Origin of the sequence: Chromobacterium haemolyticum DSM 19808 (assembly GCF_000711885.1) — a bacterium.
In the GTDB taxonomy this organism is placed as follows: Bacteria; Pseudomonadota; Gammaproteobacteria; order Burkholderiales; family Chromobacteriaceae; genus Chromobacterium; species Chromobacterium haemolyticum.
This window is the reverse complement of the sequence record NZ_JONK01000006.1, coordinates 262,996-288,057: the sequence shown is the minus strand read 5'-3', so window position 1 is coordinate 288,057 and position 25,062 is coordinate 262,996. Positions and strand designations below refer to the sequence as shown.

Genomic DNA, 25,062 nt, shown 5'->3' with positions numbered 1-25,062 from the left:
CGAGACTCATGCTCACTTATTCGGAACAATCCCAAACTCTGGCCAAGCCCACGGAAAAACCGTGGATCTTGCTGCTGTTGTGTTTCGTCTGGCTGTGGCCGGGCATCATAGGCCACGACCCATGGAAGCCGGACGAACCCTTCGTGCTGGCGGCGGTGCAGGGCATGCTGGACACCGGCAATTGGCTGTTGCCCACGGTGCAAGGCGCGCCCTATCTGGATAGCCCGCCCTTGTACTATTGGGTGGCGGCCATCATGGTCAAGCTGCTGTCTCCCTGGTTGTTGGCGCCGCACGACGCGGCGCGGCTGGCCACGCCCTTGTTCATGGCCCTGGCCTTGTTGCTGGCCGGCATGGCCGGCCGCGACCTGATCGGCCGCCGTCACGGCCGCAGCGTGGTGATGGTGCTGATAGGTTGCGTAGGCCTGGTGGAAACCGGCCATCAGCTCACCTCGGTGGTGGCCGGCTTCGCCGGTTTCGCGGCCGCCTTCTACGCCTTGTCCTTAACCCTGAGGTCGCCCGGCATGGCCGGCGCTTTACTGGGCGCGGCCAGCGCGGCGATCTTCCTCAGCGCCAGCCTGATGGAGCTGATGTTGCTGTGGATGGTGGTGTTGTTGCTGCCGGCTTTCTCCGCCTGGCGCAGCAAGCAGTATGCAATCACCGTGCTGCTGGCGCTGTTGATCGCCGCGCCCACTTCCTTGGTGTGGCCGCTGGTGCTGGCCAAGAGCCATCCGGACGCGTTCAGCCTCTGGTGGAACGACTACTCGCTGGGCCAGCTCAACGGCTTCGGCCGGGTGCAGCTGTTTCACGACTTCGGCTACTACAGCCTGAACGCCCTGTGGTTCGCGTTCCCGGCCTGGCCGCTGGCCGGCTGGACCCTGTACCGCAACCGGGAGAGGCTGGATCAGGCGCGCTTGCAACTGCCGCTGATGTTCTTCGCCGTGGTGCTGATTCTGTTGACCTTGTCCAGCCGGCCCAATATGACCTACGCAATGCCGCTGCTGCTGCCGCTGTCCTTGCTGGCGGCGGTGGAGCTGGACAACCTCAAGCGTGGCGCGGCGGCCTTCCTCAACTGGTTCGGCCTGATGACCTTCGGCTTCTTCGCTCTGCTGGTGTGGTCGGGCTGGGCGGCGATGAACTTTGGCTGGCCGCGGGGCCTGGCCGGGCGCGCCCAGTACTTCAGCCCGTATTACCAAGCCCATGTCTCCAGCTTGGCTGCGGTGTGCGCGGTGATCGCCACCCTGGTGTGGCTGTGGGCGTTGACGCGCAAACATTTGCGCGGCCGTCAGGCCATCAGCAACTGGGCGGCGGGCCTGACCCTGCTGTGGGGCTTGGGCATGACCTTGTGGCTGCCTTGGTTCGACGCCGCCAAGAGCTACCGGCCGGTGGTGGAGCGGATGATGAAGGCGCTGCCGGCCAACGCCGCCTGCGTGGCGACCGAGAGCCGCAATCAGCTGGCGCTGATCAGTTGGCGCTATTACGCCGGCTTGGATCTGGTGTCCTATCCAGCGGGCAACGCCTCGCCTTGCGACTACCAACTGGTGGTGCGCTCTGAGGACGAGGGCATTGCCGAGCCGGGCTGGGAGGTGCTGTGGTACGGCTCCCGGCCGCGCGAGCAGAACATGATGTTTGCGCTGTTGCGGCGTATTCATCCGCATTAGCAAGAAAAACCCCCGCATTTATTCATGAATGCGGGGGTTTTTCATTGACTGCGTGCCGGTTCAGCTTTGCAGTTCTTCCAGGTTCTCGAACAGCTTCAGCGCTTCCGGGTTGGCCAGCGCGGTGACGTTGCTGACCGGTTGGCCGTGGATCACGTTTTTCACCGCCAGTTCGACGATCTTGCCGCTGATGGTTTTGGGAATGTCTGAGACGGCGATGATCTTGGCCGGCACGTGGCGCGGACTGGCGCCGGTTTTGATCTGTGCCTTGATCCGCTGCTGCAGGTCTTCGTCCAGCCGCGCGCCGGCGCGCAGACGCACAAACAGCAACACGCGCTCGTCGTCCTGCCATTGCTGGCCGACGGCGATGCTCTCCAGCACCTCGTCGAAAGCCTCCACCTGGCGGTAAATTTCGGCGGTGCCGATGCGCACGCCGCCGGGGTTGAGCACTGCGTCGGAGCGGCCGTAGATGATCATGCCGTCGTGGGCGGTGAGTTCGGCGTAGTCGCCGTGGCACCAGATATTGTCGAAACGGCCGAAATAAGCCTGGCGGTACTTGCCGCCGTCGGCGTCGTTCCAGAAGCCCACCGGCATTGACGGGAAGGGGCGGGTGCACACCAGTTCGCCCTTCTCGCCGCGCACCGGGCGGCCGTACTCGTTGTAGATGTCCACCGCCATGCCCAGGCCGCGGCATTGCAGCTCGCCGCGATAGACCGGCAGGCTGGCGCAGCCCAGCGCGAAGCAGGACACGATGTCGGTGCCGCCGGACACCGAGGCCAGATTGATGTCGGTCTTGATGTTGGCGTAGACCCAGTCAAAGCTTTCCGCCACCAGCGGCGAGCCGGTGGAGAACACTGCGCGCAGCGAATCCAGTTTCCATTCCCTGGCCGGCACGATGCCGCTCTTGCGCAGGCCGTCTATGTATTTGGCCGAGGTGCCGAAGTGCGTGAAGCGCTGCCGCTCGGCATAGTCCCACAGCGTGCGGCCTTCGCCGACGAAGGGCGAGCCGTCGAACAACATCAGCGCCGCGCCGGAAGCCAGGCCGGACGCCAGCCAGTTCCACATCATCCAGCCGCAGGTGGTGAAGTAGAACAGACGGTCGCCGTGGTGCACGTCGCCGTGCAGCTGCTGTTCCTTCAGATGCTGCAGCAGGGTGCCGCCGGCGCCGTGGACGATGCACTTGGGTTTGCCGGTGGTGCCGCTGGAATACAGGATGAACAGCGGGTGCCTGAACGGCAGCCGTTCAAAGTGCAGCGCTTGCGCTTGATACGCGGCGGTGAAATCCGTCAGGGTAACGGCCTTGGGCACGTTTTCCGCGAACACGCCGGTTTCGCCCAGATACGGCACCACGATGATTTGCCGAACCGAGGGCAGCGCCTCCGCCAGCGCCGCCATCTTGGCGCGGATGTCCACCGCCTTGCCGGCGTACCAGTAGCCGTCCGGGCAGAACAACAGCTTGGGCTCGGTCTGGCCGAAGCGTTCCACTGCGCCGTCCACGCCAAAGTCCGGAGAACAGCTGGTCCACACCGCGCCCAGGCTGTTGGCGGCCAGCATGGCGGCGATGGTTTCCGGCATATTGGGCATGAAGCCCGCCACGCGGTCGCCTGCCTGGATGCCGGCGCCGCGCATGGCTTGCTGCAGCAGCGACACCTGAGCGCGCAGCTCGCGCCAGCTCCAGCGCCGTTGCAGCTTGTCCTCGCCCCAGAACACCAACGCGTCGCCGTCGTCGTCGCGGCGCAGCAGGTTTTCGGCGTAGCTCAGCCGCGCTTCCGGAAAGAAACGGGCGGCCAGCATATTGTCGCCGTCGCTCAGCGCCGTCGAGCCCTTGTCGCCGATCACGCCGCAGTAGTCCCAGACCAACGACCAGAAGCGGGCCGGATCGGCCACGCTGGCGCGCCACAGCTCGGCGTAGCCGTTTAGCTTGCGGTCATAGGCCAGCTCGGCCAGCTTGGTGAAGGCGGTCAGGTGAGCGCCGGCCAGGCGGCCGGCGGGGGGGGTCCAGATGGGCGTGTCGGGGGTCATGCTTTCTCCTGATATTTTCTCCGCGCGCCGGCCCATGGACGGGCGGCGGCTTGTTATTGCTCCGGTTTGGCGGCGCGTTTGTCGGCAAAGGCGTAAGCCAGCTTGGAGGCAGGCGGTTTGCCCAGCGCGTCGGCGATGAACCAGGCCGCGTCCACCAGCGCGGCCAGATCGACGCCGGTATCGTGGCCCTCGCCGTGCAGCAGGTAAACCACGTCTTCGGTGGCGACGTTGCCGGAAGCTCCCTGAGCATAAGGGCAGCCGCCAAGGCCGGCAATAGAAGAATCGAATGTCATCATTCCTGCGCCCAAACACGCATGAATATTGCTGATCGCCATGCCATAAGTGTCGTGAAAGTGGCCGGCAAGCTGTGTGATTGGCACAGCCTTGCTCACCGCTTCCAGCATCGCCAGCACGCTGGACGGCGTGCCCACGCCTATGGTGTCGCCCAGCGATATTTCATAACAGCCCATGTCCAGCAGGCGCGCGGCCACTTCCGCCACCTTGGCCGGCGCGATGCGGCCTTCGTAAGGACAGCCGACTACGCAAGACACATAGCCGCGCACCGGCACGCCGGCCGCCTGCGCGCGCGCCATGACCGGGGCGAAGCGTTGCAGGCTTTCGGCGATGCTGGCGTTGATATTGCGCCGGCTAAAGCTTTCGCTGGCGGCGCCGAACACGGCGATTTCACGCGCGCCGGCGTCCAAGGCGGCCTCCATCCCCTGTTCATTGGGCACCAGCACGGGGTAGGAAACCGGTCCGGCCAGGTCCAGGCCGGCCAGCACCTCGGCGCTGCCGGCCATCTGCGGCACCCATTTGGGCGAGACGAAGGCGCCGGCTTCTATGCTGCGCAGGCCGCTGGCGGCCAGGCGGCGGATCAGCTCCAGTTTGACCGCGGTGGACAGCGGCTGTTTTTCGTTTTGCAGTCCGTCGCGCGGACTCACTTCCACAATCTTCACATGCGGCACTTCGGCTCTCCGTTAGCGGCGGCGCGGCTGCACCGGGATGTAGATATCCATCTGGCGTTGAGGCTGGTCCGGCGCGCAGCGTCCGTCGTAGCGCTCGAAGGTGCTCAGCGGCGCTTGTTCCCATTGTTTAGACGCCGGCAGCCAGTCCTGCATGATGTAGCGCCAGGCGGCCTGGATCGCCTGGCCGAACTCGGCGTCGCTGCCGGCCGGCTGGGTGGTGAACACCGCGCACTTGGCCGGCGGCGTGCGCCGCTGCTCGCAGCCGGGTGGCAGCGGCAAGGGCTGCGCGCATTCCATCCCTATCATATAGCCGAAGCGGCCCGTGTCCGGGTCGAAGTCGTGGATCAGCCCGTATTCGGCGGCGTCGGCGCGGCCCAGCGCCGCCAGCAGCGGCTGGCGCAGCGTGGCCGCGTATTCGCCCCAGAACTCGGGGATCTGGCGCAGGTTGTCGCCGTTCTCCATCCGGGTGGCGATGCTGTAGCCGGCCAGGTTCAAGCCGGGGTGATTGATGATGATGGGGTCCATAAGGTTCACTCCGCTTCGAAGTCGACCAGTTCGTCGCCGTCGTTGACCTGCTCGCCGGTGCCGAAATAGAAAGCCTTGACCACGCCGTCCGCCGGCGCGGGGATGGTGTGCTCCATCTTCATCGCCTCCAGGATCAGCAGCGGGTCGCCCTTGTTGAGTTTAGTGCCGGTGGCGGCCAATAGGGCGACGATGCGGCCCGGCATTGGCGCTTTCAAATGGGTTTCGCCGTGTACCTCCTCGGCGGCCACCGCCAGCGGGTCCAGCCACTGCGCCTCTAGCCGGCGGCCGGCGGCGAACAGCACTCGTTGTTGACCGCTGCGGGCGACGGCGGCTTCCAGTTGTTTGCCGTCCAGCCGCGCGCGCAGCGTTCCACCGTCCAAGCGGCCGGCGGCGGAGAAGCGGCGGCCGGCGGCTAGGATCTCGAAGCCGTCGCCCTGATGGCACAGCGTCGCAGGGTAGTCTTGGCCGTCGATGTGGAAAACGAGCTTGCGGCTGAGCGCGCCGTTGAGCCGCCAGCCGGCGGCCACCGGGTAGCAGTCGGGCGCGGTCAGCGCTTCGGCCAGGGCCAGCAGCGCCAGTTGTTCGGCGTCGGGCGCGCTTGGCGGCGGCAGCAGCGCGTCGTGATGGCGGGCAATCAGGCCGGTGTCCACCTGGCCGCCGGCGAAGCTGGCGTGCTGCACGATGCGGCGCAGGAAGGGAATATTAGTGGTGACGCCGGCCACTTGGTAGTCGGCCAAGGCCGCGTCCAGCCGCTGCAGCGCCTGGCGGCGGTCCTCGCCCCAGACGATGAGTTTGGCGATCATCGGGTCGTAGAAGGGCGAGATGCTCTCGCCGGCGGCCACGCCGGTGTCGATGCGCACGACGTCGGATTCCGCCGGCGCGCGCAAGTGATAGAGGGTGCCGGTGGCGGGCAGGAAACCCTTGTCCGGGTCTTCGGCGTAGATGCGCGCCTCGATGGCGTGGCCGTTGATGCGCAGCTGCTCTTGGCTCAAGGGCAGCGGCAGGCCGCTGGCGACGGCCAGTTGCCAGGCCACCAGGTCTTGCCCGGTGACCATCTCGGTGACCGGGTGTTCCACCTGCAGCCGGGTGTTCATTTCCATGAAGAAGAAGCGGCCGGGGCTGCCGTCGGCCAGCACTTCCATGATGAATTCCACGGTGCCGGCGCCGACATAGCCCACCGCGCTCGCGGCGGCGCAGGCGGCCGCGCCCATCGCTTCGCGGGTGGCCGGCGGCAAGTCCGGCGCAGGTGCTTCCTCCAGCACTTTCTGATGGCGGCGTTGCACGGAGCAATCGCGCTCGAACAGATACACGCATTGGCCCTGGCGATCGGCGAACACCTGGATTTCCACATGACGGGAGCGCGGCAGGTATTTCTCCACCAGCACCTTGTCGTCGCCGAAGCTGGCGCGCGCTTCGCGCTGGCAGGAGGCCAACGCCGCTTCGAAGTCCGCGGAAGCGTCCACGATGCGCATGCCCTTGCCGCCGCCTCCGGCGCTGGCTTTGATCAGCACCGGGTAGCCGATGGCGTCGGCCTGGCCGCGCAGGAAGTCCGGTTCCTGGCGCTCGCCGTGATAGCCGGGCACCAGCGGCACCCGGGCCTGTTCCATCAGCGCCTTGGCGGCGGATTTGCTGCCCATCGCGGCGATGGCGGAGGCGGGCGGGCCGATGAAGGCGATGCCCGCGGCTTCGCAGGCTGCGGCGAAGTCCTCGTTCTCGGACAAGAAGCCGTAGCCGGGGTGGATGGCTTGCGCGCCGCTGCGGCGGGCGATGTCCAGGATCAAGTCGCCGCGCAGATAGGAGTCCGCCGCCGGGGCCGGGCCCAGCCGGTAGGCTTCGTCGGCCAGTTTGACGAAGCGGGCGTCGGCGTCGGCGTCGGAATGAACGGCGACGGTGGCGATGCCGAGCGCGCGCGCGGTTTTGATCACCCTGCATGCTATCTCGCCGCGGTTGGCGATCAGTATTTTATTGAACATGGTCCGTCCCTTGTTTCTTGTTCGCGTCATGACCAGTTGGGCGGCCGTTTGTCGAAGAAAGCGGCCAGGCCCTCGCGCGCCTCGGCGCCGGCCCGCACGCTGGCGATCTGGCCGGCGGTGTCCTCCAGCAATTGATCGTCCCAGGGCGAGCCCTCGCGCAGCATGGCCAGCAAGTCCTTGGCCGAGGACAGCGCCTGCGGCGCGCCCTGGGCCAGCGCCTCGGCGATGTCGGCCACGCGCGCGTCCAGCGCCTCGGCTGGCACCACCTCGTGCACCAGGCCGATGCGCAGCGCCGTGGCGGCGTCTATGCGCTCGGCGGACAGGAAATAACGCCGCGCCTGACGCCAGCCTATCGCGTCGGCCACATAGGGGCCGATGGTGGCCGGCACCAGGCCCAGCCTCACCTCGGTCAGGCCAAACTTGGCGGCCTCGGTGGCGATGGCCACGTCGCAGACCGCCGCCAGGCCGGTGCCGCCGGCCAGCGCCGCGCCGTGGATGCGGGCGATCACCGGCTTTTTGCTGCGGTAGATACTCTTGAGCATGGCGGCCAGTCGCTGCGCGTCGGCCAGGTTCTGCTCCTCGCTGTAACCGGCGGCGCGGCGCATCCAGTCCAGATCCGCGCCGGCGGAAAAGCTCTTGCCGCGGCCGGCCAGCACGATGACGCGGCAGTCCGCCTGCAATTGCAGATGGGTGAAGGCGGCGGTCAGCTCGGCGATCAGGGTTTCGTTCATCGCGTTGTGGATGTCCGGCCGGTTCATCCAGATCGTCGCGGTCTTGCCGCTGTGTTCGATTTCAAGCGTGGTGTAGCTCATCGGTATCGCCTCTCGCCGTCACATCCGGAACACGCCGAAGCGCGTGCTTTCCACCGGGGCCGACAGGGCCGCCTCCAGCGCCAGGCTCAGCACTTCGCGGGTTTGCGCCGGGTCTATCACCCCGTCGTCCCACAGCCGCGCGCTGGCGTAATAGGGGTGGCCCTGGCGTTCGTATTGCTCGCGCACCGGTCCTTTCAGCGCTTTTTCCTGCTCGGGGCCGAAGGCGTCGCCCAGTTGTTCTTTCTTCACCTGGGCCAGCACGCCGGCCGCCTGTTCGCCACCCATCACCGAGATGCGGCTATTGGGCCACATCCACAGGAAGCGCGGCGAATAAGCGCGGCCGCACATGCCGTAGTTGCCGGCGCCGAAGCTACCGCCTATCAGCACGGTGAACTTGGGCACGCGGGCGCAGGCCACGGCGGTGACCAGCTTGGCGCCGTCCTTGGCGATGCCGCCGTTCTCGTACTTCTTGCCCACCATGAAGCCGGTGATGTTCTGCAGGAACAGCAGCGGAATGCCGCGCTGGCAGCACAGCTCGACGAAGTGCGCGCCCTTGAGCGCGGATTCGGAAAACAGGATGCCGTTGTTGGCGATGACGCCGACGCGGTAGCCGTTGAGGCGGGCGAAGCCGGTGACCAGGGTGGCGCCGTAGTTCTGCTTGAATTCGTCGAACTCGGAATCGTCCACCAGCCGGGCGATGATCTCGCGCACGTCGAAGGGTTTTTTCGGGTCCGCCGGGATCACGCCGTAGATCTCCTCGGCGGCGTAGCGCGGCGGACGCGGTTCGGCACGGTCCAGTTCGCCCTGTTTGCGCCAGTTGAGGCCGGACACGATGCGGCGGGCGATGGATAGCGCGTGGGCGTCGTTTTGCGCCAGGTGGTCGGCCACGCCGGACACGCGGGCGTGCACATCGCCGCCGCCCAGTTCTTCGGCCGTCACCACTTCGCCGGTGGCCGCCTTCACCAGCGGCGGGCCCCCCAGGAAGATGGTGCCTTGTTCCTTGACGATGACGGTTTCATCCGACATTGCCGGGACATAAGCGCCGCCGGCGGTGCAACTGCCCATTACCACCGCAATTTGCGGAATGCCGGCGGCGGATAGATTGGCCTGGTTGTAGAAGATGCGCCCGAAGTGCTCCCTGTCCGGAAACACCTCGTCCTGCAAGGGCAGGAAGGCGCCGCCGGAATCAACTAGATACACGCAGGGAAGACGGTTGTCGCGCGCGATTTCCTGGGCGCGCAAATGCTTCTTCACCGTCATCGGGTAATAGGTGCCGCCCTTCACCGTGGCGTCGTTGGCGATGATCAGGCAATCCACGCCGGCGATGCGGCCGATGCCGCTGATCAGGCCCGCGCCGGGCGCGTCGTCGTCGTACATGCCGAAGGCGGCCAGCTGGGACAGCTCCAGAAAGGGCGCGCCCGGGTCCAGCAGCAGATCGATGCGTTCGCGCGGCAGCAGCTTGCCGCGGGCGGCGTGCTTGGCGCGAGCCTTGTCGCCGCCGCCCAGCGCGGCCTTGGCCACCTTGTCGCGCAGATCGGCCACCAGCGCGCGCATCTTGTCGGCGTTGGCCTGGAAATCCGCCGCGCGCGGCGAGAGTTTGGATTCGAGGATGGGCATATCGTTTTACCTTGTCATTCGCTATCGACGAGGCGCACTGTCAAGTCTTGCTGGAGTGCGGCCGAGTGCGGCGGGAGAAAAGGCCTGAGGCAAGGCTGCGCAACGAGGCATCAGGCATTTTATCCGCCGCGACTACCGGGTTTCCGCCATCAGCTCGCGCCCAATCAACCAACGCCGAATCTCGCTGGTGCCGGCGCCGATCTCGTACAGCTTGGCGTCGCGCAGCAGGCGGCCAGTGGCGTATTCATTGATGTAGCCGTTGCCGCCCAGGCACTGGATGGCGTCCAGCGCCATCTGGGTGGCGCCTTCCGCCGCGTACAGGATGGCGCCGGCGGCGTCCTTGCGGGTCTGGCGGCCGGTTTCGCCGCGGTCCAGCGCCTGGCCCACCGCGTAGACATAGGCGCGGCTGGCGGACAGCTTGACGTACATATCCGCCAGTTTGCCCTGCATCAGCTGGAAATCGCCGATGGCCTGGCCAAACTGCTTGCGGTCGTTCAGATACGGCACCGCGATATCCATGCAGGCCTGCATGATGCCCAGCGGGCCGGCGGCCAGCACCGCGCGTTCGTAGTCCAGGCCGCTCATCAGCACCTTGACGCCGTTGCCTTCGCCGCCCAGCACATTGGCCTCCGGCACGAAACAGTTGTCGAAGAAGATGGGGTAGGTGTTGGAGCCGCGCATGCCCAGCTTGTCCAGCTTGCTGCCGTGACTGAAGCCGGCGAAGCCGCGTTCCACGATGAAGGCGGTGATGCCCTTGGCGCCGGCGTTGACGTCGGTCTTGGCGTACACCACCATCACATCCGCGTCGCCGCCGTTGGTGATCCACATTTTGCTGCCGTTGAGCAGGTAGCCGCCGTCGGCCTTGTCCGCCTTCAGCTTCATGCTGACCACGTCGGAGCCGGCGTTGGGCTCGGACATCGCCAGCGCGCCGACATGCTCGCCGGACACTAGCTTGGGCAGTAGCCGGCTTTTTTGCTCGTCGTTGCCGTTTTTGTGGATTTGGTTGACGCAGAGATTGGAGTGCGCGCCATAGGACAGGCCCACCGAGGCGGAGGCGCGGCTGATTTCTTCCATGGCGATCATATGGGCCAGATAGCCCATTTGGGTGCCGCCGTATTGCTCGTCCACCGTCACGCCCAGCAGGCCCAGATCGCCGAACTTGCGCCACAGGTCGGCCGGGAACAGGTTGTCGCGGTCGATGTCGGCGGCGCGCGGGGCGATTTCGCTTTGGGCGAAGTCGCGCGCGGTTTCGCGCAACATGTCGTAGGTGTCGCCAAAGGCGAAGCGCAGGCTGCTGTACATGGTTTCTCTCCTCTGATGGGCGCGCGTATTTCGCGTGATATGCTCTATCATTACTTACGTTTACGTAAGCGTCAACATGGCGACGACGGAAACCGGCGCGAAACCGTTATCATGGCCGGGTTTGCATGCAGAGAACAGACAATGACGATATGGGTGGACGCGGACGCCTGTCCCAAGGTGATCCGCGAAACATTGTGCCGGGCGGCGCAGCGCACCGGCGTGGAACTGGTGTTTGTCGCCAATCAGCTATTGGCGGTGCCGAAAGCGCCCAACATCCGCGCCTTGCAGGTTCCCAAGGGTTTTGACGTGGCGGACAACGAGATTGTCCGCCGCATTGCGGCGAACGATCTCTTGATCACCGGGGACATCCCCTTGGCGTCCGAGGCCTTGGGCAAGGGCGCGCAGGCGCTGAACTGGCGTGGCGACGTGTATTCGCCGGACACCATCGCCGCGCAGCTGACGATGCGGGATTTCATGGACACGCTGCGCGCCAGCGGCGTGCAGACCGAAGGCCCGCCGCCCTTGAGTCAGGCGGACCGCCAGGCTTTTGCCCGTCAGTTGGATATCTGGCTGGCCAAGCGGCGGGGCTGAGGCGGCAGCTGTTGTGGAGGAGTGGGGCGCCGCAGGCGATCCCTGCCAGGGATTCCTCCCGGTTCCCCAACAACAACGCCCCCAAGCGGGGGCGTTGCAGAGAGCGGCGCGGGAATCAGGCTTTGCCCAGATGCGGCTCGGCTTCGAATGCCTCGTCCTTGGCGGCGCCCGGCTGACGTATGGTCAGCGAGAACAACAGCGCGACGATCAATAGCGCCAGGATCAGGTGGAAGGTGGCCAGGAAACCACCGAACAGCGAGGCGACGATGGAGCCGACGATGCTGCCGATGCCGAAGCCCAGATAGATCACGCCGTAGTTCTTGGTCAGGTTGTTGAGGCCGAAGAAATCGCTGACTAGCGACGGATAGACGGTGATGGTGCCGCCGAAGCTGAAGGCGACGCAGGCGATGGCCAGGAAGAACAGGGTGGCGTTCAAGGGCACGAACAACAAGGTCAGCATGCCAGCCAGCGCGGCAATTTGGGCGATGGTGATGACCCGGATGCGCGGCATCTTGTCGGAGAGGATGCCCAGCACCAGGCGGCCGGACAGATTAGCCACCGCGATGACCGCCACGGCGTTGGCGGCGGTCAGCGCCGGCAGGTGCACATAGCTTTCGCCGATGTCCTTGGCCACGCCGATCACGTACAGGCCGCTCATGCACACGGTCAGGAACATCAGCGCCAGCATCCAGTACTGCGGCTGGCGCATCGCCTCGGCCAGCGTGTAGTCATGGTTGGCGTTCTGCTGCGCGGCGGCTTGTTGCTGCGGCGCGTCCCGCATCAGCAGGCTGCCGGCCACCACCATGGTCATGGCGATCAGGCCCCACAGTTCAAAAGTGGTTTCCAGGCTGAAGCGGGCCAGCAACGCCAGATTGATGTATTTGAAGCCCAGGCTGCCCAGGCCGTAAGCGCCGATGGCGCAGGCGGACACCAGGCCCTTGCGCTCCGGGAACCATTTGACGCAGTTGGACAGCGTCAGCAGGTAGCCGGCGCCGTCGGCCAGGCCCACCAGCACGCCGGCGCAAAGGTAAAGCATGACCAGATTATTGGCCTGGGCGGTGAGGAAGAAGCCCAGGCCCAGCATTAGGCCGGCGCCCAGGGTGACGCGCTGCACGCCGAAGCGTTCCTGCAATTTGCCGGCCAGCGAGGAGGCCACCGCCAGCGCCAGGCTCAGCAGGCCGAAGGCGAAAGCCACCTGGCTGACCGGCTCGGACAGCTTGGCGGAGAGTTGGGCGTTGAACAGGCTCCAGGTATAGACGGAGCCCAGGGCGAACTGGGTGAGGACGGTGCCGGCCAGGGTACGGTAGCGGATAGAGTTTGAGGCGTTCATGGCGCTGCTCGCTTAAAGTCATTACTGTTAGTGTGACTATAAGCCTGTGCTTATGTAGGGGGTGCGGCGGCGGCATGAGATGCAGGCGGCGCGGAATGAAGTGCAGAGGACGGCGAACCAGTTGCAGACCCTGAGAATGGGGCGTATGGGCGCTTGGCATTTACATTGCGATGCTTGCTTGCCAATGGAATTAGCGGGGGGGGGATGGACTTTCAGTTTGAGTTTGAGAGCAATGGTGTGGACGAGGGACTGCCTTTGCTCTATTTGTGGGAAATCGGCGGTCTGCGTTATATCGGGAAAGCGAGTAAGGGAAGCAGACGACCGTTGAAGCATTACTCGAGAAATGTACGCCGCTTATTAGCGGGCCTCCCATACCGGCGAAGTAAACCGGAGGGCTTTAGAAAAGTGCATCGAGCATTGCATGCCGCAGTATTACAGTCACTGCCGATCAAGCTGGTGTTGTTGAAAAATGTTGAATTGGCGCGAATCAATGAAGAAGAGCAGGCGGCAATTCGACAGTACGGTTGTGAGTTGAATCAGTAGTCGCCGCTGGCAGCCCTATTGGGCTGCTTTGGCTTTCTCGTTGGTCAAAGATGCATCAACTGCCGGAAAGCCTTGATATTGCTGCGGCTGACCGGAATCTCCGCCTTCAGGTCGTAGAGCTTGATGATGTAGGTGCTATTGAGCCAGGGCGCGATTTCGCGGATTTTGTGGATGTTGACGCAGTAGGAGCGGTGGCAGCGGAAGAAGCTGTCGGCCGGCAGGCGGGCGACGAATTCGCTGATGCTCATCGACATCACATAGCGGTCGTGCGCGGTGTAGACCAGGGTGACTTTCTCGTCGGCCTCGGCGTAGTAGATCTGTTCGCAGGGAGTGACGATGATGCTGTCGCCCTTGACCAGGTTGACGGTGCGGCTGGCGGCCGGGGCTTCGGCCGGCGCGGCGGCCGCCGCCGGCGGGGTTTGCGCTTCCAGTTTGGCCAGTAGATTGATGATGCGGGCTTCGTTGTAGGGCTTGAGGATGTAGTCGAAAGCCTCCACTTCAAATGCTTCCACCGCGAACTCCTTGTAAGCGGTGACGAAGACGATGCGCGGCGGCCGCGACGATTTGTGCAGGTTCTTGGCCAGCAGCAAGCCGTCTATGGATGGGATGTTGATGTCCAGGAACACCACGTCCACTTCGTGTTCCTGCAGGAATTTGAACGCCTCCAGCCCGTCCTCCACGCTGGCGACGATGTCGATGCGGCTGTGCTCGCGGATCAAATAGGCCAGCTCCTCGCGCGCCAGGTACTCGTCTTCCACGATCAGGGCTTTCAGCATGTCGGCTCCTCGGCGGCGGGCAGGTCGAAACAAACGGCGGTGCCGGGCTCCAGCCGGGTCAGCCGTAGGCCTTCTCCGTACAGTAGTTTGAGCCGCTGGTTGACATTGCTCAGGCCTATGCTGCGGCTGGACAGCGTGCCGGCGGCCACGCCGTCCAGCACTTCCTGGCTGACGCCGTAGCCGGTGTCGCGCACGCAGACATGGACCTTGGCGCCGTCGCGCTTGACCGCGATGCTGACCCGGCCCGGCTCCTTGCGCGGCTGGATGCCGTGCAGGATGGCGTTTTCCACCAGCGGCTGCAACAGCAGGCTGGGGATGCGCACGTGCACGTCGTCGATATCGAATTCCACCGTCAGCTTGGCGCCGAAGCGCGCCTGTTCTATCGCCACGTAGTCGCGCACTTGTTGCAGTTCTTCCTGGATGTCGATGAGCCGGTCGCCCAGCGACAGGTTGTAGCGCAGGTAGTCCGCCAGGTTGGAGATCAGCTGGCGCGCCTGCTGCGGCTGAATGCGGATCAGCGAGGAGATGGCATTCAGGGCGTTGAAGAGGAAGTGCGGGTTGATCTTGCTTTGCAGCGCGCTGAATTCCGCCTTGCGCGCCATCTCTTCCAGTTGTTTGACCCGCGACACTTCCATCTGGGTGGAGATCAACTGGGACAGGCCCACCGCCACTTCGCGCAACGGCGTGCTGATGCCGTGGCTCTTGCGGTAGAAGATTTTCAGGGTGCCGCTGACGCCGGCTTTTTCGCGCAGCGGGATGATGATCACTGAGTGGAAGTCCGCCAGGTGGTATTGCTGCAGATTGTTTTCGATGATGATCTGGTCGCCGGCGATGGCCTGGCGGGTGATGGCGCCGATGGCGGAGTGCTCGTCCATCTCGTAGTAGTCCTTGCCCAGGCCCACATAGGCCAACACGTCCGAGGTGTTGGTGATGGCCACCGCGTCGGCGTCCAACTGGTCCCGGATCACGGTGCAGACCTGGACCATGGCGTCGCGGTCCAGATTCTGGAAATAGGGCAGGGTGCGGTTGGCGATGGTCAGCGCCAGCTTGGCCTGGCGCGCGGCCAGCAGCTCTTTTTCGTCGTTGACGTCTTGCACCAGCTTGATGATCAGGCCGACGCACACGGTGCCGAAGATCATCGGGAAGGCAATGTGGCGGACGATGGGCACGCTCACCGCTGGATCGGTCAACAGCAGGATCAGGCCCATGGTCAGCCCCTCGCACAACATGCCGGCCAAAATGCCGTACAGCCACAGCCGGCTCCTGCCGGCGCGGAAGTGTATCCAGGTGGCCAGCAGGCCGGCGCAGACGCTGGAGATCAGGCAGGGCAGCGAGGTGTAGCCGTTGATGTCTATCAGGTAGCGGTGCAGGCCTGAGACGATACCGGCCGGTATGCCCACCCAGGGGCCGAACAGAATGCCGCCGGAGAGGATGGCGATGATGCGCACATTGACCAGCGAGCCGTCCACCGGAATGCCGGTATAGGTGCTGAACACGGCGAACAGGCAGAACAGCAGCGATACCGCCGCCAGTTCGGCCGGACTGTGGTCTTGTTTGCGCAGCAGATGTTGAAACGGGCGGGTGCGGGTAAGGAAGAACAGCGCCATCAACATCAGCGCCGCCCGTTCGAACACCGCCAGCAGCATGGTTTGGTTTTCTATCATGGCGTCGGGAGCGGGGCGGCCGCGCCCGGTCGGGCCAGCCTCAAGCCCTGATTTTAAGCCATGCGGGACACTTTGACCGCAGGTTGGCGCAGATTAGGCGGGCGTCATGCCGCTGGCTGCGCCAGCACCGTGCGGCAGTGGTTTTCCAGGCGGGTGATTTCTTCCAGCACCGCGTCGATGTCGCGGCGTTGCTCTTCCAGCTGGCGGCGGCGCTCCAGTACCAAGTCCAGCAGTTTTTGCGACTGGCTGGCCTCGTCGTGGGCCAGTTCATACATGTCCAGGATTTCGCGGATGTCGGACAAGGATAGACCGATGCGCTTACCGCGCAGTATCAGCTTGAGCCGGGCGCGGTCGCGGCGGTTGAATACCCGCTGGCGGCCGTCGCGCTGGGGTTCTATCAGGCCTTGTTCTTCGTAGAAGCGGATGGTGCGCAGGGTGACGTCGAAATCGCGCGCCAGGTCGGAGATGCTGAAGAATTCGGGTTCGGTCATGGTGTGTTCCAAGGCAAGCGGCGATTGTAGCTTTTTTTTAACGTGTTCTCAGCTCTAGCATGATTTACGTTTACGTAATCGTCAACTTATGGGATGAATGAAAAAAACAAAAGCGATACGTACCGTCTACCAGGAGAGAGAGATTCGATGACCCTGCCCAGCTATGTCCACGGCGCCAGCCCGCAGCCCTTGATCGGTCAGACCATCGGCCAGTTGTTTGACCAGACCTGCCGCGAGCATGCGCGCAGCGAAGCCTTGGTGGTGCGCCACCAGCAGATACGTTGGAGCTACGAGGAGCTGCGAGAGCATGTGGACCGGCTGGCCTGCGGCCTGATCCGGCTGGGGCTCAAGCCAGGCGACCGCATCGGCATCTGGTCGCAGAACAACGCCGAATGGGTGCTGACCCAGTTCGCCACCGCCAAGGCCGGGCTGATCATGGTCAACATCAACCCGGCCTACCGCCGCTCCGAGTTGGAGTACGCGCTGAGCAAGGTGGGCTGTCGCGCACTGGTCCTGTCGCCCAGCTTCAAGAGCAGCGACTACCTGGCGATGGCGGCCGATCTGCTGCCGGAGCTCGCCGTTTGCGAGCCGGGCCGGTTCAAGTCCGCCGCCATGCCGCAGCTGGAGATCGTGGTCCGCCTGGGCCAGCAGCGCACGCCGGGCATGCTCAATTTCGCCGATTTGATGGCCGTGCCGTCGGCGGAGGAGAAAGCCGGGTTGCAGCGCTTGGGCGAGACGCTGCAGTTCGACGATGTGATCAATATTCAGTTCACCTCTGGCACCACCGGCAGCCCCAAGGGCGCCACCCTCACCCATCACAACATTCTGAACAACGCCTACTTCGCCGGCGCGGCGATGGCGTTCGGCCCGGACGACCGGCTATGCATTCCCGTGCCGCTTTACCACTGCTTCGGCATGGTGCTGGGCACCTTGCTGTGTCTGACCCACGGCGCGACCATGGTGTTTCCGGCGGAGAGCTTCGACGCTCAGGAGGTGCTGTGCGCGGTGCAGGAAGAGGGGTGTACCGGCTTGCACGGGGTGCCGACAATGTTCATCTCGGTGCTGGACCGCCCGGATTTTTCCGATTACGACGTGTCCACGCTGCGCACCGGCATCATGGCCGGCAGCCCCTGTCCCATCGAGGTGATGAAGCGGGTGACCAGCCAGCTCAACATGAGCCAGGTCACCATAGGCTACGGCATGACGGAAACCAGCCCGCTGAGCTTTCAGAGCGCCACCGACACGCCGCTGGACAAGCGCGTGGCCACGGTGGGGCGCATTCACCCGCACGTGGAGGTGAAGATAGTGGACGTGGAAGGGCGCATCGTGCCGCGTGGCCAGAGCGGGGAGCTGCACACCCGCGGTTATTCGGTGATGCCGGGCTATTGGGGCGATCCGGCCAAGACCGCCGAGGCGATAGACGCCGCCGGCTGGATGCGCACCGGTGACCTGGCGGAGATGGACGCCGACGGTTACGTCAATATTGTGGGCAGGGTCAAGGACATGGTGATCCGCGGCGGCGAGAACATTTACCCGCGCGAGGTGGAGGAGTTTCTCTACCGCCATCCCAAGATTCAGGACGTGCAGGTGATTGGAGTGCCGGACGATAGATTCGGGGAGGAATTGTGCGCCTGGATCCGGTTGCGCGACGGCGAAAGTGTGAGCGCCGACGATATCCGTGCTTTTTGCCAGGGGCAAATCGCGCATTACAAGATCCCGCGTTACATCGAATTCGTCGATAGTTTCCCGATGACGATTACCGGCAAGATCCAGAAATTCATCATGCGCGAGAAGATGAAGGAGAAGTTGGGGCTGGCGGACGGCAAAACCGCCTGACTCGTCGCAAGCGATGGGAACAAAAGCCCCGGCTTGCCGGGGCTTTTTGGCTTACAATGCCGCCAGACTGATCTTTAAGCTGAGGAATCCATCATGACTACCGTATTCAACGACGCCGATCTGCTGCGTCTGGAAAACCTGCTGACCCCCTTGTCCGCCAGCGGCAGTACCATGCGCCCGGACGAAGTGCAGGGCTTTTTCGCCGCTCTGGCGTGCGGTCCGGACGCGGTGGACGCCGATTTCTGGCTGGAGGAAGTGCTGGGCGACGCGCCGGCCTTTGAGAGCGCGGACGACGCGGCTGAACTGAAAACCCTGCTGCAAAAGCTGTACGACGCCACCGCCGCCGCGCTGGCGGGCGGCAAGGAACTGGATCTGATCCTGTACGCTGAAGACGATAGCGACAGCGACGAGCCGGACTACTGGCCTTGGGCCAATGCCTTCCTCTACGCGCTGGACGTGGTGGACACCGACTGGTTCGAAGTGGCCGACGAGGACGAGGGTTTTGAAAGCCTGATGATGCCTATGCTGGTGTTGGGCGGCGCTTTCGAGCAAGAGGACGGCGAAGATCTGCTGACCTTCAGCGACGAGGAAGTGGAAGGCTACAAGGAAGAACTGCTGGAGGCCTTGGCCGCGGTTTACACTTACTGGCGCGCCAAGGAGCAGGCGCCCAGCACCGTGCGTCGCGAAGGCGATAAAGTGGGCCGCAACGATATCTGCCCCTGCGGCAGCGGCAAGAAGTACAAGGCCTGCTGCGGACGCAACTGATTTTCCGCGCACCGCGCCGGGAGCAAAAAAAGGAAGCCATTCGGCTTCCTTTTTTCATGCTGGGGCGCCTCGGCGCTTGCTGAAATTGTTAAGTACCGGGCACTGCTGCGGACTTTAGCGCGCGTTCGGCGGCCTCCCGTGCGTTGAGCCGGTCGATGTAGTCGAATACATCCAAAAGAGAGGTGGTCAGCGCCAGCACTTGCTCCAGCAGGCTGAAGAAGCCTTCCCAATAGCCTTTGGCGGCGCTGTTGTCGCTAAAGTCGATGTCCGCGGCGATTTGAGCGAGCAGATTGTGCAGACCGTCTTCGGGGTTGTCCTGCAAATACTTGATGAAATGTCCTGCGAATTCGCGGCCCAGCAAATGTGCGGCGTGTTGGTCGTCTATGGGCGGAACTTGCCAGCAATGGACGCCGCGCCGGTTGGACGCGTTGCCGGCAAACGGCAATTCCGCGCGGGATGTTGGGTCCGGGTCTGGACGGTAATGGCGGCGGGATGGGGTTTTGATCGACATGATCACCTCCGTGTAGCGGTTTTTCATTGCCACCCCCACGGCCAAGCGGAGGTGGCAGACCGAACAGGGTTGGCCGACCGGACTACACGACTCCGGCACACCCGCTAAGGTGTCCCCACCCGGCCCGCCATTGTGAGCGCGCACGAGTGCAGCGATCCAAACGCAAGACTCAAGCGCTTGTTCGCAGTGTAGTTCGCCGGACGGCCAAGTCCGGTGCCGCGAGGAACGGCACGGCAGCGATTGTGCACAGTTGCCAGCTGCCGGGTCAAGGCGCAGGCCGGGCGTTAAAAGCCCGTCAATGCTTGCTTACGCGGTCGGTATCGGCTCTGGGCGGAAAATAGCCGGCCGGCAAGCCCGGATGGGTGAGGCAATGGCAAAACGGCGCGTGCCCTCGGGAGGGGAGACGCGCCGCGTGTTTGGCGGTTAGCGCTGGGCTTAGTGATTCATCGCCGGATAGTCGGTATAACCGCGCGCGTCGCCGCCGTAGAAGGTGGCCGGGTCCGGCGGGTTCAGCGGCGCGCCGCTTTGCAGACGCTCGGCCAGATCCGGGTTGGCGATATAGCTGCGGCCGAAGGCGGCGGCGTCGATATAGCCTTGGCGGATCAGGGTTTCGGCCTTCTCGGCGGTATAGGCGCCGGCGCCTATGATCACCCCCGGGTAGCGTTGGCGCAGCGCCTGGCGGAAGCCCTCGTCCAGCACCGGGCCGCCGGCCCAGTCCGGCTCGGAAATGTGCAGGAAGGCCAATTTGCGTTTGGCCAGCTCTTCGGCCAGGTAGAGCGCCATGTCCAGTTGATCGGTGTTGCTGATGCCGTTGAAGATGCCCAGCGGCGAGATGCGGATGCCCACGTGATCGGCGTCCCATTCCGACACCACCGCGTCCACAACCTCCAGCAGGAAGCGCGCGCGGTTTTCCACGCTGCCGCCGTATTCGTCGGTGCGGACATTGGCCTGGGGCGACAGGAACTGGTCCAGCAGATAGCCGTGGGCGCCGTGGATCTCCACCAGGTCGAAACCGGCGCGGCGCGCGTTGTCGGTGGCGCGGCGGTAGTCTTCCAGGATGTCGGCTAGTTCGGAGACTTCCAGCGCGCGCGGGGTGTCGCATTGTTCGCGCACTAGGCTGCCGTCGGCGGCGCGGATATTGGTGCGGCTGTCGGCCTGGATCGCCGACGGCGCCACCGGCGCTTCGCCGTCCGGTTGCAGCGAGCGATGCGAGATGCGGCCGGTGTGCCACAGCTGCAGCGCGATCAGACCGCCCTTGGCGTGCACCGCGGCGTTGACCTTGGTCCAGGCCGCCACTTGCGCTTCGCTGTAGATGCCTGGCGCGCCGGCGTAGCCCTTGGCGGTGGGGGAGATGTGGGTGCCTTCGGCCACGATCAGGCCGGCCCCGGCGCGTTGGGCGTAATAGGTTTCCGCCAGCGCGGTGGGCACGTCGCCCGGCTCGGTGTTGCGCAGCCGGGTCAGCGGCGCCATCGCCACTCGGTTTTTCAGGGTCACGGCGCCTACGCGCAGCGGGGTGAACAGTTTGTCGGCTTGCATTGCGGTTTCCTTGGCTCTAAGCGGGAGAAAATGGGGCGGTCGCGATCACTGATCGAAGCCGAAACCCTGTTTGCGCGCCACCGGCGCGACCTGCGGGAAATACACGTTGCGGTAGTACTGCGCGGTGTTGGCGGACCAGGGCTGGCCGTCTGCGCGCTGAATGCTCTTCCAGTAATCCATGATGGCGGCGTCGTACTGCGCGATCATTGCAGGCAGTTCCGCCGCTTGGTAGCGTTCACGATGCACGAAGCTGGCGCGCGGCAGCCGCGGCTTGATCGCGCTGTCCTGATCGGCGTAGCCCAGCACCACACCCACCAGCGGGAAGGTCAGTTCCGGCAGTTCCAGCAGCTCCACCATGGCCTGCGGATCGCGGCGGATGCCGCCGATGGGCACCACGCTGAGGCCGGCGGAGCGGGCCGCGGTCATGATGTTGCCCAGCGCGATGCCGGCGTCCACCGCGCCGACGGCGAAGGCTTCCACGCTATTGTGTATCACTTGCTCGGAACCGGCTTTTTCCACGCCGATCCGGGTTTTGTAGAAGTCGGGAACAATGGCGACAAAGACCGGCGCTTGGGCGATCCACGGCTGACCGCCGGCGATCTCGGCGATTTTCCGGCGGCGTTCAGCATCCTGAACCACCACCAGCGTCACTTGCTGGCCGTTGATGGAGGTGGGGCCTTTCCAGGCGGCGTCCAGCACTGCATCCAGCACCTCGGCGGGAATGGGCTTGTCTTGGTAGCTGCGCACGCTGCGGTGCTCTTGCATCAGTTCCAGTGTTTGATTCATGCTTTAGGCTCCTTGAAGTAGACCAGTCGTCTAGTTGTAATTTCAAAATAACCCGCTCCGGGGAGCGGGGAGTGAGCGGCCTTGCCTTGGCGGGTTCTGAAGGCTAAGGCGCGCGCAGAATCTGTTGCGTGTGCGCCATCGCCGCCAGCAGCGGCGCGCGCGAATGTTGGGTTTTGAACAGCAGAGCGCTGCCCACCCACAGGCTATACAGCGCGCTGGCGGTTTCGTCCGGCAGCAGGTCCGCGTCCAGAGACCCTTCCTGTTGGCCGCGGCGGATGCAAGCGGCCAGATTGCGCACCACAAAGCCCATGCCCTCGGCCAGCGCTTCACGCATCGGCTCGGACAGGTCGGACACCTCGGCCGCCAGCTTCACCGCCAGACAACAGCGTTGCGGCTCGTCGCAGCGATGGGTTTCCAGCCAGCCGTCGAAATAATGCAATAGGCAATCGCGGGCGCTGCCGGCGTCCTTGGATAGAAAGCTAACCAGTTTGCCGTCGTATTTCTCAAAATAACGGCGCAGCAGTTCCACGCCATAGCCTTCCTTGCTGCGGAAGTAATGGTAGAACGAACCCTTGGGCACGCCGGCCGCGCCGAGGATTTCCGCCAGGCCCACGGCGGAGAAGCTCTTGCCTAGAATGATGGCTTCGCCGGTGGCCAGCAGGTGTTCGCGAGTATCAGAAAACTGGTTGGGACGTGACATAGGCTGAATTCTACTAGACCGGTCGTCTAGTTTCAAGAAATTTATCCCCCTTTGCGAGAGACATCGTGCCCGCGATGCGCGGGCGGGCGGCTTGGAGGGCCTGAATGCAGTTCCCTTAGGTATTTTATTAATAACAATAAGAATCAATTGCAATTAAGATACTGAAATCTTACGTCAGCGCCGATGCGATAGGGAGCCGTTATGAAGTCAATTTGGAAGCTGCTGGGCATTGTGCTGCTGAGCGGCTGCGCCGCCTTGCCTCAGGAGACCGATCCACCCGGCCGCATCGTGGACTTGCGCAGCGGCGAGGCCTTGCAGCCGGCGCAATTGTTGCAGCGCCTGGCTCCGGCGCCGCGTTTGTTGGTGGGGGAAAAGCACGATAACCCCGAGCACCACCGCATCGAACGCTGGCTGGCGGCGGAACTGGCGGCGCGCCGGCCGCAGGGCAGCGTACTGCTGGAAATGCTGACGCCGTCGCAACAAGCCAAGGTGGAACAGACTCAGGCGGCGCTGCGCGCTGGCCAGCGTTTGTCCGGCAAGGCGTTGGCGCAGGCGGTGGATTGGCAGCCGGGTTGGCCGTGGCCCTTGTACGGCAAGCTGGCCGAGCATGCGTTGAGCGCGCCTTATCCCTTGCTGGCAGCCAATCTGGACAAGAGCGAGATGCGGACGGTATACCGCAGCCAAGCGCAATTGTCGGGGCAGGCGTCCGCGCGGCCGGAGGTGCGCGTCAAACTGAGCGAACTGATCCGCGAGGAGCACGGTGGACAGCTCACGGCCGAGCACCTGGCCTCGATGCTGGCGGTGCAGCAGGCGCGCGACCGGCGCATGGCCGAGAGGCTGTTGGCCGCGCCGGCGCCGGCTTTGCTGATTGCCGGCGCCTACCATGCCGCCGCCGACATCGGCGTGCCGCTGCATGTGCGCGACTTGCAGCCGCAAGCGCCGCTGCGGGTGTTGATCCTGGCGGAAGAGGGCATGAAGCTGGATGCGGGGCAGGCCGATTATGTCTGGTTTGTCGCGCCGGTCCGGCGCTGAGAGCCTGTTCAAAGTCTGCTGCGCCTCGTGAGACTCGACACGGTGAGTACCGCTTCGAAATGCTCATACCCCGTATGACCATTCCGCTTTCTCAACGGTTTTCGCTTTGTCTTGCTCGCGAGATCGTAAACACCTTCTGAGATGCTTGATTCAATCATTGATGAACTTGTGAGCGCGCGCGGCTGATGGATCAGGGCCGCCATTCATTCTGACATCCAATCCCACCGATGGCCACTGGACGGGGGCCATCCTCGTCGATTCTTAACCGCCGGCTACGGACCGCAACCGCGAGATCTTCAAGAAGGGCGCTTGCAAATCCGCCAGGGAGCCGGCGGGCTGAGCGATCGGGCCCGCGGACGTTTGCGTCGCGCCGGGCCGGCCACTATGATAGCCGCGGGAGCCCCGCGCGCTGCCCTCGTTTCCGCGGTAGGCGAAGCCTGCTGCGGGTTTGATTCCTCCTCTTGTCTTGAAGCCATGTCCGACGCCGCCGCCACCTCCTTTCCTCCATCTGATGCTTCCGCCGCCACGCGCGCGCTGGAGCCGGCCATCGCCCCACATTTGCAATTGCTGACGCATAGCGCCGGCGAGGAGGTGAGCCAGACCCACGCCGGGCTCGGCCTGCTGCTGCTGTGGTTGAGCGACGACGTGCTGGGCGCGGTGAACGCGGATTTGCGGTCCTTGGATGTGACCGAAAGCAAGCTGAACGTGTTGATGCTGTTTTCGCTGCAAGAGCGGGGGTGGTGGCGGAACGGGCCGCTCACCCCGTCGGCGATTGCCGACTATCTAGGGGTGACCCGCTCCACCGTCACCGGCCAGTTGGATTGGCTGGAACGACGCGGCCTGCTGCAAAGACAATTGCGAGACGAAGACCGCCGCAGCCTGGAGCTGAGCCTGACCGAGGCCGGCCGGGAACTGCTGCGGCAAGCGCTGCCGGGTTTCTGGCGCGCTTGCCAGCGCCTGACCGAGGCGCTGGACGAGAGCGAATGCGCGGCGCTTTGGTCCTTGCTCGCCAAGGTGTGGAGTAGATTGAAAGCGGACTGAACCCGTTTTTCAGCGCGGCGCGCTGGGCTGCGCGCCCGCCGCCGCCAGCGCGTCGGCGCGGGCGCGGTCGCTGGCTTTGCAGCGGCAATGGCCGATCTGATGCAGCTCTATCAAGTGGCCCGCGGGGTCGCGCAGGAATAATTGCGTCAGTTCCGGCGCGGCGACGTTGGCCTGTTTCCAGTGAGCGATGCCTTGCCGCAGCAGTTCCGCCTCCGCTTGGGCGATGTCCCTCACCGCCAGCGCCACGTGATTGTCTACCGGGTCCTGATCCGCGCCCTGCGCATACGGGGATGCGCCGTCGTTGCCCAGCAGATGAATCTGGCAGTCGTTGCCCAGGTCCAGGAAAAATCCGGGCACTCCGGGGATGTGCCAGCGGCCGCCGTCGGCATCCAGGCCCAGCACGTCGCGGTAAAACGCGCCCATGGCCTCAACCAGGTTCAGCGGCATGCGCAAGCCTTGATGGTGCAATTCCAATACTTCGATAGCCATAGTTCGATTCCTTAAGGGGATGAGGTGAGGCGGCCGCCTGTCGTCATATAGTACGTTATGCAAACTATACGTCAAGCGTAATTTTTGGAAGAGCTGAATT

At 64.3% G+C, this 25,062-nt stretch carries 23 protein-coding genes and 1 pseudogene; 7 read left to right on the top strand and 17 right to left on the bottom strand.

The window, feature by feature from the left end; translation table 11 throughout:
- Positions 1-8 precede the first annotated feature (8 nt).
- Positions 9-1,658, top strand: coding sequence for an ArnT family glycosyltransferase (locus BR71_RS06455; protein WP_043634306.1), 1,650 nt, complete (start codon positions 9-11; stop codon positions 1,656-1,658).
- Between the two features lie 60 nt (positions 1,659-1,718).
- On the opposite strand, the gene BR71_RS06450 is transcribed toward BR71_RS06455, so the two are convergent.
- The 8 genes and pseudogenes from BR71_RS06450 to BR71_RS06420 all read right to left on the bottom strand — a co-directional run bounded on the left by BR71_RS06450 (position 1,719) and on the right by BR71_RS06420 (position 10,871).
- A complete protein-coding gene (locus BR71_RS06450; RefSeq protein WP_043634302.1) occupies positions 1,719-3,677 on the bottom strand; it encodes an acetoacetate--CoA ligase in 1,959 nt (652 codons plus the stop codon).
- Positions 3,678-3,730: 53 nt separating this feature from the next.
- Positions 3,731-4,642 carry a hydroxymethylglutaryl-CoA lyase gene (locus BR71_RS06445; protein WP_043634299.1) on the bottom strand — a complete coding sequence of 304 codons (912 nt, stop codon included), beginning with the start codon at positions 4,640-4,642 and terminating at the stop codon, positions 3,731-3,733.
- 12 nt (positions 4,643-4,654) lie between these two features.
- On the bottom strand, positions 4,655-5,167 hold the full coding sequence (locus BR71_RS06440; protein WP_043634296.1) for a GyrI-like domain-containing protein: 513 nt from the start codon (positions 5,165-5,167) through the stop codon (positions 4,655-4,657).
- 5 nt (positions 5,168-5,172) lie between these two features.
- On the bottom strand, positions 5,173-5,817 hold the full coding sequence (locus BR71_RS25155; RefSeq protein WP_482764006.1) for an acyl-CoA carboxylase biotin carboxyl carrier protein subunit: 645 nt from the start codon (positions 5,815-5,817) through the stop codon (positions 5,173-5,175).
- A pseudogene (locus BR71_RS06435) lies at positions 5,809-7,140 on the bottom strand (acetyl-CoA carboxylase biotin carboxylase subunit); the annotation flags it as partial. The gene BR71_RS25155 and the pseudogene BR71_RS06435, both read right to left, overlap by 9 nt.
- A 26-nt stretch (positions 7,141-7,166) precedes the next feature.
- Entirely contained in the window at positions 7,167-7,952 is a 786-nt protein-coding gene (locus BR71_RS06430) for an enoyl-CoA hydratase/isomerase family protein (protein ID WP_043634282.1), read from the bottom strand.
- A gap of 18 nt (positions 7,953-7,970) precedes the next feature.
- On the bottom strand, positions 7,971-9,569 hold the full coding sequence (locus tag BR71_RS06425; RefSeq protein WP_043634279.1) for a carboxyl transferase domain-containing protein: 1,599 nt from the start codon (positions 9,567-9,569) through the stop codon (positions 7,971-7,973).
- A gap of 132 nt (positions 9,570-9,701) precedes the next feature.
- Entirely contained in the window at positions 9,702-10,871 is a 1,170-nt protein-coding gene (locus tag BR71_RS06420; protein ID WP_043634276.1) for an isovaleryl-CoA dehydrogenase, read from the bottom strand.
- A 141-nt stretch (positions 10,872-11,012) separates the two neighbouring features.
- On the opposite strand from BR71_RS06420, the gene BR71_RS06415 reads away from it, so the two are divergent.
- Positions 11,013-11,462 carry a YaiI/YqxD family protein gene (locus BR71_RS06415; protein ID WP_043634273.1) on the top strand — a complete coding sequence of 150 codons (450 nt, stop codon included), beginning with the start codon at positions 11,013-11,015 and terminating at the stop codon, positions 11,460-11,462.
- A gap of 115 nt (positions 11,463-11,577) precedes the next feature.
- Here BR71_RS06415 and BR71_RS06410 read toward each other — a convergent pair whose 3' ends face one another.
- Positions 11,578-12,792: an L-lactate MFS transporter gene (locus BR71_RS06410; protein ID WP_043634270.1), complete on the bottom strand. Its 1,215-nt coding sequence runs from the start codon at positions 12,790-12,792 to the stop codon at positions 11,578-11,580.
- A gap of 204 nt (positions 12,793-12,996) precedes the next feature.
- On the opposite strand from BR71_RS06410, the gene BR71_RS06405 reads away from it, so the two are divergent.
- Complete coding sequence (locus BR71_RS06405) at positions 12,997-13,335, top strand: hypothetical protein (RefSeq protein ID WP_043634267.1); 339 nt, start codon at positions 12,997-12,999, stop codon at positions 13,333-13,335.
- A 44-nt stretch (positions 13,336-13,379) separates the two neighbouring features.
- Here BR71_RS06405 and BR71_RS06400 read toward each other — a convergent pair whose 3' ends face one another.
- From BR71_RS06400 to BR71_RS06390, 3 genes are all read right to left on the bottom strand, one after another.
- Positions 13,380-14,111, bottom strand: a complete 732-nt coding sequence (locus BR71_RS06400; protein WP_043634264.1) for a LytR/AlgR family response regulator transcription factor — start codon at positions 14,109-14,111, stop codon at positions 13,380-13,382.
- Complete coding sequence (locus BR71_RS06395; RefSeq protein ID WP_043634261.1) at positions 14,105-15,775, bottom strand: sensor histidine kinase; 1,671 nt, start codon at positions 15,773-15,775, stop codon at positions 14,105-14,107. The genes BR71_RS06400 and BR71_RS06395 overlap by 7 nt, the downstream gene beginning before the upstream one ends.
- 104 nt (positions 15,776-15,879) lie before the next feature.
- Entirely contained in the window at positions 15,880-16,266 is a 387-nt protein-coding gene (locus BR71_RS06390) for a MerR family transcriptional regulator (RefSeq protein WP_043634256.1), read from the bottom strand.
- A gap of 147 nt (positions 16,267-16,413) precedes the next feature.
- Here BR71_RS06390 and BR71_RS06385 point away from each other — a divergent pair, with 147 nt between their 5' ends.
- Positions 16,414-18,102, top strand: coding sequence for an AMP-binding protein (locus tag BR71_RS06385; protein ID WP_043634252.1), 1,689 nt, complete (start codon positions 16,414-16,416; stop codon positions 18,100-18,102).
- 93 nt (positions 18,103-18,195) lie between these two features.
- The gene (locus BR71_RS06380) at positions 18,196-18,867 is read left to right on the top strand and encodes a UPF0149 family protein (protein WP_043634249.1); all 672 of its coding nucleotides are present in this window, start codon (positions 18,196-18,198) and stop codon (positions 18,865-18,867) included.
- Between the two features lie 88 nt (positions 18,868-18,955).
- Here the strand turns inward: BR71_RS06380 and BR71_RS06375 are convergent, their stop codons facing one another.
- The 4 genes from BR71_RS06375 to BR71_RS06360 form a co-directional block, all read right to left on the bottom strand.
- Positions 18,956-19,378, bottom strand: a complete 423-nt coding sequence (locus BR71_RS06375) for a hypothetical protein (protein WP_143330295.1) — start codon at positions 19,376-19,378, stop codon at positions 18,956-18,958.
- A gap of 435 nt (positions 19,379-19,813) precedes the next feature.
- Positions 19,814-20,914: an alkene reductase gene (gene nemA, locus BR71_RS06370; protein ID WP_043634242.1), complete on the bottom strand. Its 1,101-nt coding sequence runs from the start codon at positions 20,912-20,914 to the stop codon at positions 19,814-19,816.
- Between the two features lie 45 nt (positions 20,915-20,959).
- Complete coding sequence (locus BR71_RS06365; protein ID WP_043634233.1) at positions 20,960-21,700, bottom strand: NADPH-dependent oxidoreductase; 741 nt, start codon at positions 21,698-21,700, stop codon at positions 20,960-20,962.
- Positions 21,701-21,803: 103 nt separating this feature from the next.
- Positions 21,804-22,400, bottom strand: coding sequence for a TetR/AcrR family transcriptional regulator (locus BR71_RS06360; protein ID WP_043634230.1), 597 nt, complete (start codon positions 22,398-22,400; stop codon positions 21,804-21,806).
- 201 nt (positions 22,401-22,601) lie between these two features.
- Between BR71_RS06360 and BR71_RS06355 the strand changes: the two genes are divergently transcribed.
- Positions 22,602-23,432, top strand: a complete 831-nt coding sequence (locus tag BR71_RS06355; protein ID WP_043634225.1) for a ChaN family lipoprotein — start codon at positions 22,602-22,604, stop codon at positions 23,430-23,432.
- Between the two features lie 474 nt (positions 23,433-23,906).
- Positions 23,907-24,473: a MarR family winged helix-turn-helix transcriptional regulator gene (locus BR71_RS06350; RefSeq protein WP_043634222.1), complete on the top strand. Its 567-nt coding sequence runs from the start codon at positions 23,907-23,909 to the stop codon at positions 24,471-24,473.
- 9 nt (positions 24,474-24,482) lie between these two features.
- Here BR71_RS06350 and BR71_RS06345 read toward each other — a convergent pair whose 3' ends face one another.
- Positions 24,483-24,962, bottom strand: a complete 480-nt coding sequence (locus tag BR71_RS06345; RefSeq protein WP_043634219.1) for a VOC family protein — start codon at positions 24,960-24,962, stop codon at positions 24,483-24,485.
- Positions 24,963-25,062 lie beyond the last annotated feature (100 nt).

Coding starts and splice junctions, on each gene's coding strand:
- BR71_RS06375 (WP_143330295.1), bottom strand. CDS start 19,378: ATGTCGATCAAAACCCCATCCCGCCGCCATTACCGTCCAGACCCGGAC.
- BR71_RS06410 (WP_043634270.1), bottom strand. CDS start 12,792: ATGAACGCCTCAAACTCTATCCGCTACCGTACCCTGGCCGGCACCGTC.
- BR71_RS06420 (WP_043634276.1), bottom strand. CDS start 10,871: ATGTACAGCAGCCTGCGCTTCGCCTTTGGCGACACCTACGACATGTTG.
- BR71_RS06430 (WP_043634282.1), bottom strand. CDS start 7,952: ATGAGCTACACCACGCTTGAAATCGAACACAGCGGCAAGACCGCGACG.
- BR71_RS06400 (WP_043634264.1), bottom strand. CDS start 14,111: ATGCTGAAAGCCCTGATCGTGGAAGACGAGTACCTGGCGCGCGAGGAG.
- BR71_RS06390 (WP_043634256.1), bottom strand. CDS start 16,266: ATGACCGAACCCGAATTCTTCAGCATCTCCGACCTGGCGCGCGATTTC.
- BR71_RS06365 (WP_043634233.1), bottom strand. CDS start 21,700: ATGAATCAAACACTGGAACTGATGCAAGAGCACCGCAGCGTGCGCAGC.
- BR71_RS06345 (WP_043634219.1), bottom strand. CDS start 24,962: ATGGCTATCGAAGTATTGGAATTGCACCATCAAGGCTTGCGCATGCCG.
- BR71_RS06385 (WP_043634252.1), top strand. CDS start 16,414: ATGACCCTGCCCAGCTATGTCCACGGCGCCAGCCCGCAGCCCTTGATC.
- BR71_RS06350 (WP_043634222.1), top strand. CDS start 23,907: ATGTCCGACGCCGCCGCCACCTCCTTTCCTCCATCTGATGCTTCCGCC.
- BR71_RS06440 (WP_043634296.1), bottom strand. CDS start 5,167: ATGGACCCCATCATCATCAATCACCCCGGCTTGAACCTGGCCGGCTAC.
- BR71_RS06450 (WP_043634302.1), bottom strand. CDS start 3,677: ATGACCCCCGACACGCCCATCTGGACCCCCCCCGCCGGCCGCCTGGCC.
- nemA (WP_043634242.1), bottom strand. CDS start 20,914: ATGCAAGCCGACAAACTGTTCACCCCGCTGCGCGTAGGCGCCGTGACC.
- BR71_RS06355 (WP_043634225.1), top strand. CDS start 22,602: ATGAAGTCAATTTGGAAGCTGCTGGGCATTGTGCTGCTGAGCGGCTGC.
- BR71_RS06425 (WP_043634279.1), bottom strand. CDS start 9,569: ATGCCCATCCTCGAATCCAAACTCTCGCCGCGCGCGGCGGATTTCCAG.
- BR71_RS06395 (WP_043634261.1), bottom strand. CDS start 15,775: ATGATAGAAAACCAAACCATGCTGCTGGCGGTGTTCGAACGGGCGGCG.
- BR71_RS06415 (WP_043634273.1), top strand. CDS start 11,013: ATGACGATATGGGTGGACGCGGACGCCTGTCCCAAGGTGATCCGCGAA.
- BR71_RS06360 (WP_043634230.1), bottom strand. CDS start 22,400: ATGTCACGTCCCAACCAGTTTTCTGATACTCGCGAACACCTGCTGGCC.
- BR71_RS06380 (WP_043634249.1), top strand. CDS start 18,196: ATGACTACCGTATTCAACGACGCCGATCTGCTGCGTCTGGAAAACCTG.
- BR71_RS06405 (WP_043634267.1), top strand. CDS start 12,997: ATGGACTTTCAGTTTGAGTTTGAGAGCAATGGTGTGGACGAGGGACTG.
- BR71_RS06455 (WP_043634306.1), top strand. CDS start 9: ATGCTCACTTATTCGGAACAATCCCAAACTCTGGCCAAGCCCACGGAA.